Below are 15,965 nucleotides of genomic sequence, written 5' to 3' on the forward strand. Positions count from 1 at the left end.
GCTCTTACTTAGCTTTCCAGTGTTTTGCCAGTGCGCGGGCGGTTTGGGCCAGAATCAGCACATCAATTCCCACCGCCAGAAACTGCGCGCCCATATCCAGATAGCCCTGCGTGGCCTGTTCAGTGACACCCAGAATGCCGGGTGCCTTACCTGCTGCTTTGATTCGGGCCAGCGCATCTGCAATCACTGCCTGTACTTCAGGGGCGCCGGCGTTGCCTCCGTATCCCAGATCGGCGGCCAGATCTGCCGGGCCAATGAAGACACCATCCACACCATCGATCGCAAGAATATCGTCCAAGGCCGCAATGCCAGCCCGGTTTTCCACCTGCACCAATAGGCAGATCTGAGCGTCGGCAGTGGGAATATAATCGCTGACGGATGAATACTGCGTCGCCCGGGCCAACGCCGCCCCAACACCGCGCGTTCCGTGTGGGGGATAAGTGCAGGCGCGCACCAGTTCGGTGGCTTGTTCGGCGCTTTCTACCATAGGCACAAGAATGGTCTGGGCACCGATATCCAGTGCTTGTTTGACCATCCAGGTTTCACCCACGGGCAGGCGGATAACCGGGTGGCTGTCGCTTGCCTGTAGTGCAATCAATTGGTCGCGCAGGGATCGGATATCGTTGGGTGCGTGTTCCCCGTCGATCACCAGCCAGTCAAACCCAGCGGTGCCCATGATTTCAGCGGCGTACCCGTCTGCCAGACCGACCCAGCAGCCAATCTGGCGTTCTCCGTCTGCAAGAGCCTGCTTGAACGAATTGTGTGGTGTAGCCATGGGGGTACCTCTTAGGCAAAAGAAATGTCTACCGACCCAAATGGGCCAAAATCAGCGGTTATTTTGCTGCCCGATGGGCATTCAATGGGTCGGATGAATGACCCCGACAGAACGATATCTCCGGCTTCGATCTGTTGTCCATAGCTGGCCATACGTTGCGCCAACCATAGAACAGAGGTGACCGGATCATTGAGGACGCCAGCGCCAAGGCCGGTTTCCTCTACGGTGTCATTCCGGCTTACAATGGCGCCAGTCCAACGCAGGTCGTGGGTATCAATGCTATGGCGCTCAGCCCCCAGAACGATGCCGGCATTGGCTGCGTTGTCGCTGATGGTATCTGTGATGATCCGGGCCTGTCCGGTGGCAGCGTCCGCCCGCTGGATGCGGGTATCTAGGATCTCCAGCGATGGCGCCACATAGTCGGTTGCCATCAAAACATCCGCGCGCGTGCAGTCTTCTCCAGCCAGCGGAGCTTTCATGACAAAGGCGATTTCGGCCTCGATCCGCGGTTGGATGAACCTCCCCGCAGGCACGGTTGCGCCGCTTTCAAACAGCATATCATCCAGCAACACACCGCTGTCTGGGGTGTCAATTTTCAGCGCATCCTGCATGGCACGACTGGTCAGGCCGATCTTCCAGCCAATTTTCTGTCGTCCCGAGGCCAATTTGAGGGACACCAGTGCTTTTTGTACAGCATAGGCGTCGTCCAGTGTCATGCCGGGATATTGCAGAGACAACAATCCACATTGCTGACCTGTCTCTTCCGCCCGAAACAGAGATTCGGCAGCTTCAGTATGTTGGTCGGGGGTCATGCCTCGTCCTCAACTGTGTTGCGCAGGGTACCGATCCCTTCGACTTCGACCTCTACGATGTCGCCGGGTACCAGGTATTTCGGCGGGTCAAACCGCGCGCCTGCGCCGGTGGGGGTGCCGGTGATGATAATGTCGCCGGGTTCCAACGTGGTGAAGGTCGAGATATAGGCAATCTCTTCGCGGATTGGGAACATCATACGGTGCAGGGTATCGTCTTGGCGGATTTCACCATTTACGCGCGTGATAATCCTGGCGCTGTCCAACTGTGCAGCGTGGGTAAAGGGCACGAGCCAAGGGCCAATGGAGCCAGAGTTGTCCCAATTCTTACCCTGGGTCACATTGAACTTGGCATGGCGGACCCAGTCGCGAATGGTCCCTTCGTTGCACAGGGACAGGGCCGCAATGTGATCATAGGCGTCTTCGGCTTTGATGCGGCGTCCACCCTTGCCAATGACCACCACCACTTCACCTTCGTAGTCCAGCGTGTGGTTTTCAGGCGGGCGGATCAATGGCGTTTCAGCGCCGGTAAAGGAGGACGGAAATCGCGGGAACAGTGACATGTGTTTTGGCTGATTGGAGCCGTCTTTGTATTCGGCGTTGCGGTCCGGAAAATTCACCCCCACGCAGAGGATGCGCTGCGGGTTGGGGACCGGGATTTGATAGGTGAAGCTACCGTTGGGGTGGGTCACTTCCTGACCTTTGGCGGCAACTGCCAGTTGGTGCAAGCCGTCGGCTGCGATGACCTCGCGCAGCGTTGGCCAATCTGGAAACTGTGGTGACAGGGCAATCATGCCTGCATCGGTGGCGGCCCCATAAAATGTTTCACCGTCTGCTGTGTAAGTGGCAAAGCGCATAGTCACAGGCCTTTCGCAATCTCGGTGATGACATCATAGGCAGCCATCACGTCGGTTTCGGTTGTTTCAAACTGTCCGGCCTGGAACCGGATCACCAGGTCGCCATCCACGCGGGTCTGGGTCAGATAGATGCGGCCATCGTCGTTGATGGCATTGACCAAGCGCAGGTTTAAATCATCCAAATTGCTGGCCCCGGCAGGCGCATAGCGGAACGTCCAGAGTGACCACATCGGCGCAGTGATGATTTCAAACGCATCTGTTTCAGCCAGCTTGTCATGCAGCTGGTTTGACCAGTTGACGTGATTGCGCAGCCGTTGCCGCAATCCTTCCAGCCCATAGGTTCGGATTACAAACCAGATCTTGAGCGCGCGGAACCGTCGGCCCAGCGGCACTGACCATTCCGAGTAGTTGATGATGCCATCCTTACCGTGTGTCTTCAGGTATTCGGGGCTGATCGCCAGCGTCTGCACCAGATCATCCGGATTCTTCAGGAAATGCGCCGAGCAGTCAAACTGCACGCCCAGCCATTTATGTGGGTTGAACACGATGCTGTCGGCACGCTCAACACCCGGCCAGTAATGGCGGTATTCGGGGCAGATCATTGCCGACCCTGCCCAGGCCGCGTCGATATGCGAATACAATTCGTATTTTTCAGCGATATCAAGGCATTGCTCTACCGGATCAGTTGCGCCTGTTCCGGTGCCACCAACACAAAGGATTAGGCCTGCTGGTTGCAATCCGGCTGCAATATCAGCCTCGATCGCGGCCTCTAATGCGTCCGGATCCATGCCGCGCCAATCACCTTTGACCGGGATGCGGACAAGGTTCTGTTGGCCAATACCCGACACCCAGATTGCTCGATCGATCGAGGTATGCACTTCGGATGAACAGTAAACTCGCAGCGGTTTTTGCTTGAACAACCCTTGTTGATTGCCCTGCCAATTCAGCGCCTTTTCCCGCATGGTCAACACCGCGGCGAGCGTTGCTGATGACGCGCTATCCTGAATGACGCCTTGAAACGGTTCGGGCAAATCTAGTGCCTGCCGCAGCCAGTCCATCATCCGGGTTTCCATCTCGGTTGCGGCGGGCGAAGTCTGCCACAGCATGCATTGCGGCGCGATGGCGCTGCTCAGGAATTCAGCCAGCACCGATGGGGCTGAGGCGTTTGAGGTGAAATAGGCAAAGAACCGGGGATGCTGCCAATGGGTGATGCCGGGCATCACAATGTCTTCGAAATCGCTGAAGATCGCCTCCATCCCTTCGCCGGTTTCTGGCGGGGTGGCGGGCAGGGCGTTCAGCACATCTCCCGGTTCAGTCATCGCCCGGACCGGTTTATCCCCCACGGTTTGGTGGTAGTCTTGTGTCCAGTCAGCGACCCGGCGGCCCCATTCGGAAAATTCATCCCATTTCATCATCTTATCCTTTGGTCCGCGCCTATGGCACGGGCCGCGCCCAGACCTTCCTACGGGGAGGGCGCTCTACGCCCACCCGCCGGTCCGGGCACTGCCCTTATGTTTCGCTACGGTGCAATAATCGGCTGTGCGGTCAAGGCACTTGGTTTCGTTTCAGCCCCGGCAAAGGTCGACCCCTCCTCGAACCAGCTGCGCGGTGCGGCTGCGCCCCACAGGGTTTGCCGTTGCGGATCGGTCAGCGACCATTTGATTGGCTCAAGATCCGGGTCACAGGTTTGGTAATCCGAGCAGTAAATCTCAATCCGGTGGCCATCCGGGTCACGCACATACAGAAAGAAAGCGTTAGAAATCCCGTGTCGACCGGGGCCGCGCTCGATGTTGTCGATGTAACCAGTCGTCGACATCAGATCCAACAGGTCGATGATGTTCAGCGGTGTTGGCACCCAGAATGCCGTGTGATGCAGCCGGGGACCTAACCCATTGGTAAAGGCCACGTCATGGACGCCACCCTTGCGGTGCATCCATGCCGCCCAGGTTTTCCCGCTCTCGTCGTCCGCCGTGTACTCGGTCACCCGGAACCCGATGTCGTTGTAAAACGCAACAGAAGCATCCACATCGGCACTGAACATGTTGAAGTGATCAATACGCAGCGGTTTCACGCCATTGTATAGTTTGTATTTTTGGTGGATGGGGTCCAGCCGGTCCATTTTGACGTAGAATTCTAATGGAATACCCCAAGGATCACGGGTGCGCAGACAGCGACCCATGTGCGGGCGGTCGACCCATTCAACCGGCAGATCACGCGAGGCAAAGAAGTCAGCAGCTTTGTCCAGATCAGGCTCGTCGTACAGCTTGAACCCCAACACACCGACCTCGGCCTTGTCAGCCTGGACCAGCACGATGCAGTGATGGCCGCGCTCTTCCATGGCGCGCAGGTAGATGCGCTGGTCATCCTCGTGGGTCACTTGCAGCCCAAGTGTATCTACATAAAAGGCGCGCGAGGCAGAAAGGTCGGTGACCATGTATTCAACATGGGACAGCCGTACGATGTTGAACGGCGGATATAGGTTAGCGGCGGGAATAGGCATGAAAGTCTCCTCCAGAGGTGCGCGTTTCCGGGAAAGGGTCAGGCGCCAAGGCGCGGGATGTTGTGGTGACCAAGAGCAAAGCCGATGTGCTTTTGCTCCATGTAAAAATCGAAACTCCAGTCGCCGCCATCACGACCAATGCCGCTGGCTTTGACGCCGCCAAACGGGGTTGGCAGGTGACGCACGTTTTCCGAGTTCACCCAGATCATCCCGGCTTCCAGATGATTGGTGAACCGCAACGCGCGGCTCAGGTCGTTGGTCCAGACATAGCCGGTCAACCCGTATTGGGTGTCATTGGCCATTTCCAGCGCCTCTTCTTCGGTTTCAAAAGTGATCGCCGTCAGCACTGGCCCAAAGATTTCTTCTTGCGCGATGCGCATCTTGTTGTTGGCATTGGTGAATAGGGTGGGGCGTACGAAATAGCCTTCGTCACCCACTACCTCACCACCGGCGGCAATAGTGGCGCCGTCCTGTTTGGCGATCTCAAAATACGAGGTCACCTTGTCGAAATGTTCCTGTGCAACCAGCGGCCCAACCTCGGTTTTGGGGTCCAGCGGATGGCCGACGCGGATATTGTTGACCCGCTCCACCAGCTTTGCCTGAAACTCTTCGGCGATGCTGTCTTGTACCAATAGACGCGAGGACGAGGTGCAGCGCTCGCCGTTGATCGAATAGATCATGAAGATCACCGCATCCAGCGCGCGGTCCAGATCAGCGTCATCAAAGACCACCACCGGGTTCTTGCCGCCCAGCTCCAGATGCATCCGTTTCAGGGTATCGGCACCCTGTTTGGTGATCAGGGAACCTGTGCGGCTTTCACCAACAAAGGCAATCGCCTTGATTGCGGGATGTTCGGTCAACCGTTTGCCGGCCTCTTCGCCAAAGCCGTTTACCAGGTTCCACACCCCGGCAGGCAATCCGGCCTCATGGGCGATCTCGGCCAGTATGCGCGCGGTTAGCGGGCTCAGTTCGGCCGGCTTGTGCACCACTGTGCAGCCTGAGGCCAGCGCCGGCGCGATCTTCCAGGTGGACAACATAAATGGCGTATTCCACGGGGTGATCACCCCAACCGGACCAATCGGCACCCGCGTGGTGACATTCATCAGGGTGGGCGATTGCAGGTTTTTACCATCGCGGGCCGCTGTCACCTGATCGGCGAAATAGCGGAAGTTCTCGGCTCCGCGCAGCGCCGCCTTGGACATAAAACGCAGCGCCTGACCCGTGTCCCAGCATTCGCAAAACGCGATCTCTTCGGCGCGCGCCTCGATACCTTCGGCAATGCGGATCAGGATTTTCTTGCGCTGCAGCGCCGGCATGTCGCGCCAAGCCGGAAAGGCATCCTTGGCGGCTTGGGCGGCGGCGTCAATATCAGCGGCGCCGCCATGCGACACCTGGCAGATCACGCTCTTGTCGGTGGGTGAGACCGTCTCAAATGTCTTACCTGACAGCGCAGCCCTGCTTTCGCCGCCAATCAGGTTTTGAATGCCATTTTTGCGAAACCGCTCAAGATAACCATTCAGCTTTGCGATATTGGAGGTGAGTTCAGTCATTGGTGTCAACCTTTGTCAGGTGATCGCGGATGGTGCCGCATTTTGGCGAAAGCTCGGGGTCGATGTCGCGCATTTCAAATGACAGCGCGAGAGAGAGGGTTTGCATAGTCGGTTCAAGGTATCTTCTTGCCGCTTCAAATATGTGAGCTGTGGCCCGTTTGCGGGTGTCCAGATCCCGCCCCGCACGCAGGCGAACCGATATGTCGATATAACTGTGATTGTCAGAGCCATCTGCGATAGATACGTGCGTGGCGGCAAAAGCGCGGACCCGGACGCCGGCCAGCGGCAATACGCCGGTGTCGATCGCTGCTCGGCGAAGGGTGTCGCACAAGTCAGCGATATCGACATGCGGCTCTAGATTAGCCGAATAGTCCAGGGTGATGTGTGGCATGGCTTGTGATCCGATAATTACTTAACTTGTGTAGCAATTTGAGGATTTGGGGTCAAGTTTTGAATTGGCCCTGAACTTCCTTCATTCGGGCAATTGCCTTTGCGGGCATGTAAGGTGATAATTAGCCATGACAAAAGCTCTTCCCACCACCGACCGATCCTTGCCTATTGCACTGCTGCGTGCCCGTGAGAGGGTGATGGGACCTATTCGAGCCCTTCTCAGCGACGTGGATCTGACTGAGCAGCAGTGGCGGGTTTTGCGGGTGGTGCAGGAAAGCGGGTCCATCGATCCGACACAGATCGCTGAACAGGCTTGTTTGTTGCTGCCCAGCTTGACGCGCATTCTGCAAAAACTGGAAGACAAGCAGATGATTGGTCGCGCGCGAGATCAACAGGATCGCCGTAAGCAGGTGATTACCATCACAGCCGCAGGAGAGGCTGTGATTGCTGCCAATTTGGAAGCAAGTCTGGCACTGGTCGCTGAAACCCGCGCAAAAATGGGCGTAGACCGCTATGAGGCGCTCTTGGATCTCCTGAACGAGCTGGACCGGATCGAGTTGTAGTACGCCCGTCTTGCAGTCGTAACGTGAAAACTCTCGGTTGACGCCCTGCGTGTCAGTGTTGAAATGGGTACCATTCAGCAAATGAATCCTGGTCCCGCTTACCGTTGAGCGCGACTTGGCAAGGCAGGTACTACGCGGATCGTTTTATGATGGGCGTCGCAAGAAAATTTGCACATCTGCCACATTGGTGCCGGTAGCGCCGGTGACCAGCAAGGCGTCAGCCGCTGCGAGGGCTGCGTTGCTGTCGTTATTGGCCAGTAAGGCATCAGGGTTGGCACCGCTCTTGCGAATTTGGTTCCAGGTTTTGGCAGTGACTATCCCGCCGGCGGCCTGTGTCGGGCCGTCGCGGCCATCGGTTCCGCCAGACAGGAAAAGCCAGTCTCCGGTGAGGTGCTCGGCACCCAGTTTCGCCAGCCAAAGCGCCAGTTCTTGATTGCGACCACCCAAGCCTGTTCCCTTGATTTGCACCGTTGTCTCTCCGCCAAAGATCAAGGCTACTGGCCTGTCGGTTGGGGCCGCGAGCGCAGCATCAAGAATGGTTTGCGTGGCGGCTTCGACATCTCCGGTTAGATGGTCGCTGATCAGTTGGGCATCCCAGTCTGACGCCGCATCGAGCATAGATTGCAGGCTATGGCGGTTTGATCCAATCAGGGTGTTGGATGCCTCAGGAAGAGAGGCGTATTGGTTGGGTGTTGCGTCAAGGTGTGCTTGGACCGATGCAGGAGCTGCGTCCCATATTTCGGCCTGTTGCATGACATCGCGCGCCTGTGCCGGAGTCCCAATGGGGGCTACGCTGGGGCCAGAGGCGATGGCCCGCAGATCATCGCCGATTACGTCGGATAGAATGTAAGCGGTGACCGGGGCTGGGGCAGCATGACGCAGTAAACCGCCACCTTTGATTGCGGACAGTTGTTGGCGGATCAGGTTCATGTCGTTGATTTCAAGACCTGAGGCCAGCAGCAGTTCATTGACGGCTGCCTTGTCGTCCAGCGTCAGGCCGACAGCTGGAGCAACCACGAGAGCGGATCCGCCGCCCGAGATCAGGGCGATGACCCGATCGTTGTCAGTAGCGGAGGCCAGCAGGTCAATAACTGCACGTCCTGCAGCGGCACTGGCTTCGTCCGGAACCGGGTGTGAACCGCTGAGAGTGGTGGCGCCGGGAATGTCGCACAGGTTTTCTGGGTTGGTCACCGACAATGCAACACGTGGTTCTGGGATCAGATCCAAGGCTTCTTTCATCATTGGAGAAGCGGCCTTGCCAATGGCGATTACAATATTGCGACCGCCATCTTGTAGGGCAGGCAGCGGTTGATCGGCCAACTGCCTGCGAAGAGCCGCGGCGGGATCTGCGCGTTTCACTGCTGCGTCAAAGAGAGAAAGAGCAGTGGTGCGAAGATCTGACATAAAAGTCCCGTCCGTGAATTATACCCAATCCTGACGCCCACTGTGCTGGAGCACCTTACCTGATGGCAGGGATGGGAATGTTAACGCTAAATGCTGGGCAGGTTGTGCCCGAAAAAGGTCGGGCAGGTCAATCCGTAGCTCAGGGGTTGGGTCAAGAACGCCGTTTATACATTTGCGGGCCATCTGCGGTGATCGAATGTAAAGAGAGAGTGTGATCCATATTTTGCATCCGATGTTTCAGCATTCCCCGCAAAAGCCGGGTTAGGTCTTTCTGGTATTCGGGCTTTTCTGCGACGTTTTCGAATTCACCCGCGGCTCGGTGATCGAGCAGCATCGGGGCCAGATCAGCAGCAAATTCCACCAGTGTAAATCGTTCATCACGTAAGATGCCAAGCGATGAATTACTGGGGGTGGTGCCCAAGGCTTGCTCCCATTCTGAGGGCGAGCCTGGTTTGGCAAAGTCGAGTTCGGAGAAAGAGTATTGCCGCCAATCCGCTGGGGTCTCACCATGCAGCAAAGGCAGCAGCGAACGCCCATCCATAGCATTTGGAATGTCTTGCCCGACCCAGTCCAGAATTGTTGGTGTCAAATCGATGGATTCGGTGATTTGGGTCACGACAGATCCGGCGCGAGCCTCATTGCCCGGTTGGCGAATGATCAGTGGAGTGTGATAGGCTGCGTCATAAACCGAGAACTTGCCCCAGCTGTGGCGGTCACCCAGCATCTCACCGTGATCTGCTGAAATAACCACCAGTGTGTCATCCTCCTGACCGCTGTCTTTCAGAAACTGCAGGACGCGTCCAATATGGTTGTCGACTTCTGTTGCCAGCCCAAGGTAGAGCGCGCGCAAGGTTTGGATGTTGTCATCCGTCGGCTGCAAGTCGGGAAAGCCCATGACGAAATCTGCAGGCGTGTAGGCTTGTTGGGTTGGGGCAAAGAACGGGTGGAGTGCGGTTTCTGCATCTGGTGTATCAAGGCGTTCCGGTAGCGGGAGCGCGGCGGGATCATACATATCGTTATAGGGCGCCGGTGCCACCAGTGGTGGGTGAGGGCGTATATAGGTGAGATGCGCAAACCAACTTTGATCCGCATAGGCGGGCATGGTGGCCAGAAAACGGTCGGTTAGAAATGCGGTGTCACTGTGTTCAGCGCTGTAAAGAGCAGGATCGTTCAGTCGGGGCGTGCCACCTGTCGGTGAAACAGGTTTGTAAACGTCCGGGTAGTGGTCAAACTGATACCCTTGATTGAGCAAGTGCGAGCGCCACGGATAAGACATCTCCATCCGCATCTCCAGCATCTCCTGAAAACCATTCATTTGGTATTCATAGGAGCGAACGGCAGGGTCATTGGCATGATGAGCACGCGGATCTTGCGAGGTATCGGTATAGCCAAATAGCATCGGCAGGTATCCGGCCTTACGCATTTCTGTCGCTATGTTTGGCGTGTCGTGGCGCAAAGGGGTCCCATTGCGAACCGAACGATGGTTCATCGCATATTGCCCGGTTAGCAATGATGCGCGCGACGGGCCGCAGGGGTTTACCACTGTATAATTGCGTTCAAATGTCACTGCTTGCTGCATAAAGGAGCGCAGGTTTGGCAGTTCTACATGGTCTGCCATGGCGCCAAACAGGCAGTCAGCCCGCATTTGATCGATCAGGATGAACAAAACATTTTTGGGATTGGCCATGGTGCATCTCCTTCACCGAGTCTGAATGCCAGATAAACGTGGAATGCGGTCGGAGAAAAGAGGATATTTGTGGGTAATGTAGGAAATTTTGGAGTAATGTGGGTATTGTGAGGAAATTTCCTTGATGGTTGTGGGTTTTTGTGTATTTTTGAGGCTAACTTTGACTGCGCGAGAGAGCCACCTTTGTCTGGCACACAATCCCTTTCCCACCGTGAACTGGAACTACTAGGGGCTTTGCGCCGCTTGGGTGGGTCTGCTCGAAGTGCAGATTTGGCCAAAGCGCTGGATGTATCTGAGGAAACTGTACGCCGCACCGTTAAGGCCTTGTCCAAGGCTGGAGCAGTGTTGCGGGTGCATGGCGGTGCACATTTGGTTGGTGCGCAAAGTGAGCCCAGTTTTTATCACCGGTTTGGTCAGGATTCCGCAGTTAAGCAACGGATCGCAGCGCAGGTGTCTCGGATCGTTCGGGATGGAATGACGGTTTTTCTGGATGTTGGCTCTACCACCGCCTACGTCGCCGAGGCATTGCAGCGAAAATCCAACTTAACCGTTGTTACCAATTCGATAGGCGTGGCCCAGGCGCTGGCCAGTCACAACGGCAACCGCGTGCATTTGTTGGGCGGGGAAATGCAAAGCAATGAACGCGGGACATTTGGCTATGTGGCGGAACACCAGGCGCGCAGATTTGTGTTTGATGTTGCGGTGTTGTCAGCGGATGCCCTGACCGCCAAGCACGGTGTTCTGTATCAGAACGCCGGCGAGGCCCAGTTGGCGACTGTGGTCGCAGACTGCGCTGAATGTACCGTGTTGGCGCTGGCCCATCCCAAGTTTGATGAGACTGCTCCGCATCGTGGACCCTTGCTCGGAAATCTGGATCGAGTTGTCAGCGATAAGGCGCCGGGAAAGAAGTTGACGGCGGCATTGGCGGGCCACGGGATCGGCATTGATATTGCCAAAGACGGAAGCGGCGAAGATGGCAAGTAGTATTGGCAAAGGCTGTTGGTATCAGGTCGCCGCAAAGAGGAGCCTAACATGGCGATCGTAAGCTTTTTAGTCAGTTTGATGGGGGCCACCATGTTATTGCTGTTCGCGGTGCGGATGGTGCGAACGGGAATCGAACGGAGCTATGGCGCCTCATTTCAACGGGTGCTGACCGGGCAGCGCAGCCTGTCCCAGGCAAGCCTGGTTGGTGTGGCACTGGCAATCGTGCTGCAGAGTTCGGCTGCGGTGGCGCTACTGACCTCGGGATTTGCCGCCAGTGGAATGCTTAGCTTTCCAATCGGGCTGGCGATTGTGCTGGGCGGCGACTTGGGTTCAGCGCTGATCATTCAGATACTGTCCTTCAAGCTGGATTGGCTGGTGCCGCTGCTGTTGGCTGTGGGCGGTTACATGTTTGTCAAAACCGAAGCTAGAAAAGTACGACAGTTGGGTCGAATCCTAATGGGCGTGGCGTTTATCCTGATTTCGCTGCGTTTCCTACGCGAGGCGATGGATCCGATTCGTGACAGTGCTTTTTTGCCTGCGGTCGCCGAATACCTTGCGCGGGACTATATGACAGCCTTTTTGGTAGGCGCGGCGCTGGCCTTTGTGATGCACTCATCGGTGGCGGCGATTTTGATGTGCGTGACCCTCGTTCAGATTGATGCGATTCCTTTCGCGGCGGGCCTGTCACTGGTGCTGGGCGCGAATTTTGGATCGGCATTTATCCCGGTCTGGTTAAGCCGGGGTATGACATTATCGGCGCGCCGAATTCCTTTTGCCAATTTGATCCTGCGCGGAACTTGGGCTGTAATCACGCTGTTTGCCGCCAATCTGGCGTTACGATCCGGTGCACTGGGAGATCCGCAAGGTGGACAGATGTTGGTCTACGCCCATCTTGCATTTAATGCGTCGCTATTGGTGTTGGCGCTGCCTGTGTGCATGTCCTTTCAGCGCATTATGGAAGGCCTGATGCCCGATCCGGCCATTAAGGAAAATGCCGAGGTAGCAACCGGCCTGCCCGCAAGCACGTTAGATCTCGCTAACATTGGCCCACCAACGCAGGCTCTTTCTAGTCTCAAGCGCGAATTGTTGCGAATGTCGGGATTGGTCGAGGCAATGTTTCGACCCGTGCTGGGGCTGTATAAATCGGGCGACAAAGACCAGATTAGGGCGATCCAGGATCTTGATGTTGAGGTCAACGCCTGCCTGTCTGGTATTCGTTCATTTGTCGCGGCTATTCCGCCCGAAGAATTTGGCAAGGCCAACGCCAAAGTGGCGCGGGATATGGTCGAATATGCGATTCGATTAGAAACCGCGGGCGATGTTGTGGCCAAGAGACTAAGTGTGCTGGCCGGTGAAATGGGTGCAAATGGGGCTGATTTCTCAAATGAAGGTTGGATGGAGCTGACGCGCATGCATGAAAGCATTCTGGCCAACCTGTGTCTGGCATCGAATGTTCTAATTTCAGATGACTTGGAAAGCGCCCGCTTGCTCAGCTTGGAAAAGACAGAGCTGAAACGTGCCGAACGTGACAGTCGCAAACGCCATCTGAAACGGTTGCAGAGTGGCAGTACCGACAGTTTTGAAACCTCAGATATCCATCTGGAAACCCTAAGAGCCCTGCGTGAATTTAACAGCCATATTGCCGCTATTGCTTACCCGATCCTGTATTTGAATGGGCAGCTGCTTGAGACACGCCTGATCGAGGATATGCCGCAGGAACAATTAGAAACTTGAAAAGTTTTTGTTTTCGTTTGGAATTGAACGTCTCAGAGACTGGGCGCTTAATTTGTGAACGTCATACTGAAGTTACGCCGTTGACGTAGGGCTGCATGCAAGCGCAAGCTGCAAGGTAGGTTATAATGCCGCAGGCCTTTACCTAGGTTTCCCAACCCTGAGGCATTGCGCAAACTGGACCGATTTGAGTTTGGAATATTCGATTCTGGTCTTATCAATTATTGAAACTGTCACTGTAGGAGAGCCGCAACCATCCGCAAAACTACCGAGTAATAAACAGCAAGAAAAACAATACAATCTTCCAACGGGGAAAACACTATGACTATCAAAACATCTGTAACCCGCCGCTCGCTGCTGAAAACAGCAGGCGCAGCAGCACTGGCAGCACCACTTTATTCCAAGAGTGCGCTGGCATCGTCGGGTGAAATCAACATCCTGATGTGGTCGGACTATCTGCCACCAGCATTCCTTGAGGCCTTTGAGTTCGAGACCGGCATCAAAGTGAACTACACTGGTATTGGTTCAAACGAAGAAATCATCAACAAGATGAAGGCCACCAAAGGCCAGGGCTTCGACATCGTATCGCCAACCAACAACCGTTCGCTACAGTGGGGTCCGCTGGAGCTGCTTCAGCCGTTTGATCTGAACAAGGTGAACATGGACGCAGTGAACCCATCGATGGCCAAAATCGGCACCGATGCGTGGAACTTTGGCGAAGCAGGCGCACATTGGCTGCCGCACATCTGGGGCACCGAAGGTATCGCATACCGTACCGACAAATGGCTGCCAGCTGGTGATGCACCATCTTATGGTGACGTTTGGTCCGAAGAAAATGCAGGCAAGACCATGGGTCGCGCACACTCGATGATGCTGGGTGCCGGTCTGTACATGGAAGCCTCCGGTGAAATGGATGCTGGCTCTGTTTGGGCTGCCTACAACGACGAAGACACCATGCGAAAAGTCTGGGGTCAGATCGCTGACTGGTGTGTTGAGCGCAAGTCGCGCATCAAACTGATCTGGAACGATGCTGATACTCAGAAAAACGGTCTTCTGAACGAAGGTGTTGTTGTTGGCCAGACTTGGGATGGTCCACCGCTGGCCCTGAAATCTGCTGGTGAGCCTGTTCACTACCAGGCACCTGTCGAAGGTGCGATGGCTTGGGTTGACGGCATGTCCATGCCTGTTGGCGCGAAAAACATCGAACAGATCTACGCCTTTATCGACTTTGCTTATGGCAAAGAAGCTGCTGGCGTTGCGATTGATAGCCATGGCTACAACTCGCCAGTTCTGGGCGCGGACACCTTCTCGGGTGACGTCTACAAGAAGAACTTTGCCGAAGCTTATCCTGGCAGCAGCTTGGCCAATCTGAACCCATGGCCTGCTGAAGCTCCATGGTATGCAGACGTACGGACCGAGTTCGTGAACAAATTCAAGAGCGCCTAAGCTTTTGAACGTTTGGCCCCCTCTGACTAGAGGGGGCCATTTTCGCGCCAATGGCGCAAAATCAAATATGTGAAACTGGATGCAGCCTGATTAGACCGGTGGAAACCGCCGGGTCTGTGCTGTGCTGCACCGAGGGGGAAGCCACATGAGTGCTGGGGTTGGCGTAAATCTTGAAAATCTCTGGATCCGATTTGGAGATTTTGTCGCGGTTCGCGACGCAAACGTGAACATTAACGGGGGCGATTTCTTTTCGTTCCTAGGTCCGTCGGGTTGCGGGAAAACAACCATTCTGAGAGCTGTTTCAGGCTTTCTTGAGCCCAGCGAAGGCAACGTGCTGATCGGTGGCAATAACATGAAGGGCATTGGCCCGAACAAACGCCCCACTGCGCTGATCTTTCAGAACCTGGCGTTGTTTCCCTTGATGAAAGTCTGGGAAAACATCACCTTCTCGATGGAGATCAAAGGTGCCTCGGCCAAAGAGCGCCGCAAGCGTGCGGATGAGCTGCTGGATATGATCGCATTGACTGGTCAGGGCGACAAGCTGCCGGCCGAACTGTCTGGTGGTCAAAAGCAACGTGTTGCCATTGCCCGCGCGCTTTGTGCTGAACCAGACGTTTTGTTGTTGGATGAACCGCTGTCAGCGCTCGATCTTAAGCTGCGCCAACACATGCGGTCTGAATTGCGTGAAATTCAGAAACGGGTTGGCATTACCTTTATTTATATCACCCACGACCAAGGCGAAGCCTTGACCATGTCGGACAACGTTGCCGTGATGCGCGCAGGGGTGATTGACCAGATTGGCGATGGCAAAACCATCTACAACGATCCAAACACCGCCTTTGCAGCCTCGTTTGTTGGTGAAAACAACGTTTTCCGCGGCACAGTCAAAAAGGTCATCGGCAACGAAGTTATGGTCAGCACCAACCGGTCTGGTGACCTGATGGCGCGGATCTCATCCAACAATGTGGGCAAAATGAAAGAGGGCGACGACGCCATGCTCTTCATTCGCCCAGAGGCCTTTGCTCTGGCTCCGGTTGGGACGCAGGGCGACCACTTTGTGACGGCGCAGGTCACCAAAGAAGAGTTTGAAGGCAATGTCTTCAACATCTTCATGGAAGGCGAAGGCGGCAAGGAAATGAAGGTGTCACTGCCTAACCTTGGTCAGTCATTCGAGAGCCACAAGGGTGAACCAATGACCCTTGAGTATGATGTTCATAACGCTGTAGCACTGCCTGCCGGCGTGCTGGCAACGGAATAGGGGGGCTTGGA

Annotated in this window: 14 protein-coding genes; 5 read left to right on the top strand and 9 right to left on the bottom strand. The window is 55.7% G+C overall.

Annotated elements, in window-relative coordinates:
• Positions 1–4: 4 nt before the first annotated feature.
• The 7 genes from FEE96_RS00775 to FEE96_RS00805 form a co-directional block, all read right to left on the bottom strand.
• Complete coding sequence (locus tag FEE96_RS00775) at positions 5–775, bottom strand: aldolase/citrate lyase family protein (protein ID WP_138161089.1); 771 nt, start codon at positions 773–775, stop codon at positions 5–7.
• 11 nt (positions 776–786) lie between these two features.
• Positions 787–1,587: a 2-oxo-hept-4-ene-1,7-dioate hydratase gene (gene hpaH, locus FEE96_RS00780; RefSeq protein WP_138161090.1), complete on the bottom strand. Its 801-nt coding sequence runs from the start codon at positions 1,585–1,587 to the stop codon at positions 787–789.
• Positions 1,584–2,441, bottom strand: a complete 858-nt coding sequence (locus FEE96_RS00785; RefSeq protein WP_138161091.1) for a fumarylacetoacetate hydrolase family protein — start codon at positions 2,439–2,441, stop codon at positions 1,584–1,586. Before FEE96_RS00785 ends, hpaH begins: the two co-directional genes overlap by 4 nt.
• Before the next feature lie 2 nt (positions 2,442–2,443).
• Positions 2,444–3,853 (bottom strand): pyridoxal phosphate-dependent decarboxylase family protein, encoded by a 1,410-nt coding sequence (locus tag FEE96_RS00790; RefSeq protein ID WP_138161092.1) that lies wholly within the window; start codon positions 3,851–3,853, stop codon positions 2,444–2,446.
• Between the two features lie 107 nt (positions 3,854–3,960).
• Positions 3,961–4,941, bottom strand: a complete 981-nt coding sequence (gene hpaD / locus FEE96_RS00795; RefSeq protein WP_138161093.1) for a 3,4-dihydroxyphenylacetate 2,3-dioxygenase — start codon at positions 4,939–4,941, stop codon at positions 3,961–3,963.
• Positions 4,942–4,979: 38 nt separating this feature from the next.
• The gene (gene hpaE, locus FEE96_RS00800; protein WP_138161094.1) at positions 4,980–6,491 is read right to left on the bottom strand and encodes a 5-carboxymethyl-2-hydroxymuconate semialdehyde dehydrogenase; all 1,512 of its coding nucleotides are present in this window, start codon (positions 6,489–6,491) and stop codon (positions 4,980–4,982) included.
• Positions 6,484–6,882 carry a 5-carboxymethyl-2-hydroxymuconate Delta-isomerase gene (locus FEE96_RS00805; RefSeq protein ID WP_138161095.1) on the bottom strand — a complete coding sequence of 133 codons (399 nt, stop codon included), beginning with the start codon at positions 6,880–6,882 and terminating at the stop codon, positions 6,484–6,486. Before FEE96_RS00805 ends, hpaE begins: the two co-directional genes overlap by 8 nt.
• 127 nt (positions 6,883–7,009) lie before the next feature.
• On the opposite strand from FEE96_RS00805, the gene hpaR reads away from it, so the two are divergent.
• Entirely contained in the window at positions 7,010–7,444 is a 435-nt protein-coding gene (hpaR, locus tag FEE96_RS00810) for a homoprotocatechuate degradation operon regulator HpaR (RefSeq protein WP_138161096.1), read from the top strand.
• A gap of 144 nt (positions 7,445–7,588) precedes the next feature.
• On the opposite strand, the gene FEE96_RS00815 is transcribed toward hpaR, so the two are convergent.
• Positions 7,589–8,848: a glycerate kinase type-2 family protein gene (locus FEE96_RS00815; protein ID WP_138161097.1), complete on the bottom strand. Its 1,260-nt coding sequence runs from the start codon at positions 8,846–8,848 to the stop codon at positions 7,589–7,591.
• 151 nt (positions 8,849–8,999) lie between these two features.
• Positions 9,000–10,535, bottom strand: a complete 1,536-nt coding sequence (locus FEE96_RS00820; RefSeq protein ID WP_138161098.1) for a sulfatase-like hydrolase/transferase — start codon at positions 10,533–10,535, stop codon at positions 9,000–9,002.
• 183 nt (positions 10,536–10,718) lie between these two features.
• On the opposite strand from FEE96_RS00820, the gene FEE96_RS00825 reads away from it, so the two are divergent.
• The 4 genes from FEE96_RS00825 to FEE96_RS00840 all read left to right on the top strand — a co-directional run bounded on the left by FEE96_RS00825 (position 10,719) and on the right by FEE96_RS00840 (position 15,954).
• Positions 10,719–11,519: a DeoR/GlpR family DNA-binding transcription regulator gene (locus tag FEE96_RS00825; protein WP_138161099.1), complete on the top strand. Its 801-nt coding sequence runs from the start codon at positions 10,719–10,721 to the stop codon at positions 11,517–11,519.
• A 48-nt stretch (positions 11,520–11,567) separates the two neighbouring features.
• Positions 11,568–13,253: a Na/Pi cotransporter family protein gene (locus tag FEE96_RS00830; protein WP_138161100.1), complete on the top strand. Its 1,686-nt coding sequence runs from the start codon at positions 11,568–11,570 to the stop codon at positions 13,251–13,253.
• A 318-nt stretch (positions 13,254–13,571) separates the two neighbouring features.
• Positions 13,572–14,696, top strand: a complete 1,125-nt coding sequence (locus tag FEE96_RS00835) for an extracellular solute-binding protein (RefSeq protein WP_138161101.1) — start codon at positions 13,572–13,574, stop codon at positions 14,694–14,696.
• 145 nt (positions 14,697–14,841) lie between these two features.
• Positions 14,842–15,954: an ABC transporter ATP-binding protein gene (locus FEE96_RS00840; protein ID WP_138161102.1), complete on the top strand. Its 1,113-nt coding sequence runs from the start codon at positions 14,842–14,844 to the stop codon at positions 15,952–15,954.
• Positions 15,955–15,965 lie beyond the last annotated feature (11 nt).

This window comes from Parasedimentitalea maritima, assembly GCF_005771405.1.
Lineage (GTDB): Bacteria > Pseudomonadota > Alphaproteobacteria > Rhodobacterales > Rhodobacteraceae > Parasedimentitalea > Parasedimentitalea maritima.

What these genes read in the sequence shown, in the direction of transcription:
- FEE96_RS00775 (WP_138161089.1), bottom strand. Translation starts at nt 775, where the DNA reads ATGGCTACACCACACAATTCGTTCAAGCAGGCTCTTGCAGACGGAGAA.
- hpaH (WP_138161090.1), bottom strand. Translation starts at nt 1,587, where the DNA reads ATGACCCCCGACCAACATACTGAAGCTGCCGAATCTCTGTTTCGGGCG.
- FEE96_RS00785 (WP_138161091.1), bottom strand. Translation starts at nt 2,441, where the DNA reads ATGCGCTTTGCCACTTACACAGCAGACGGTGAAACATTTTATGGGGCC.
- FEE96_RS00790 (WP_138161092.1), bottom strand. Translation starts at nt 3,853, where the DNA reads ATGAAATGGGATGAATTTTCCGAATGGGGCCGCCGGGTCGCTGACTGG.
- hpaD (WP_138161093.1), bottom strand. Translation starts at nt 4,941, where the DNA reads ATGCCTATTCCCGCCGCTAACCTATATCCGCCGTTCAACATCGTACGG.
- hpaE (WP_138161094.1), bottom strand. Translation starts at nt 6,491, where the DNA reads ATGACTGAACTCACCTCCAATATCGCAAAGCTGAATGGTTATCTTGAG.
- FEE96_RS00805 (WP_138161095.1), bottom strand. Translation starts at nt 6,882, where the DNA reads ATGCCACACATCACCCTGGACTATTCGGCTAATCTAGAGCCGCATGTC.
- hpaR (WP_138161096.1), top strand. Translation starts at nt 7,010, where the DNA reads ATGACAAAAGCTCTTCCCACCACCGACCGATCCTTGCCTATTGCACTG.
- FEE96_RS00815 (WP_138161097.1), bottom strand. Translation starts at nt 8,848, where the DNA reads ATGTCAGATCTTCGCACCACTGCTCTTTCTCTCTTTGACGCAGCAGTG.
- FEE96_RS00820 (WP_138161098.1), bottom strand. Translation starts at nt 10,535, where the DNA reads ATGGCCAATCCCAAAAATGTTTTGTTCATCCTGATCGATCAAATGCGG.
- FEE96_RS00830 (WP_138161100.1), top strand. Translation starts at nt 11,568, where the DNA reads ATGGCGATCGTAAGCTTTTTAGTCAGTTTGATGGGGGCCACCATGTTA.
- FEE96_RS00835 (WP_138161101.1), top strand. Translation starts at nt 13,572, where the DNA reads ATGACTATCAAAACATCTGTAACCCGCCGCTCGCTGCTGAAAACAGCA.
- FEE96_RS00840 (WP_138161102.1), top strand. Translation starts at nt 14,842, where the DNA reads ATGAGTGCTGGGGTTGGCGTAAATCTTGAAAATCTCTGGATCCGATTT.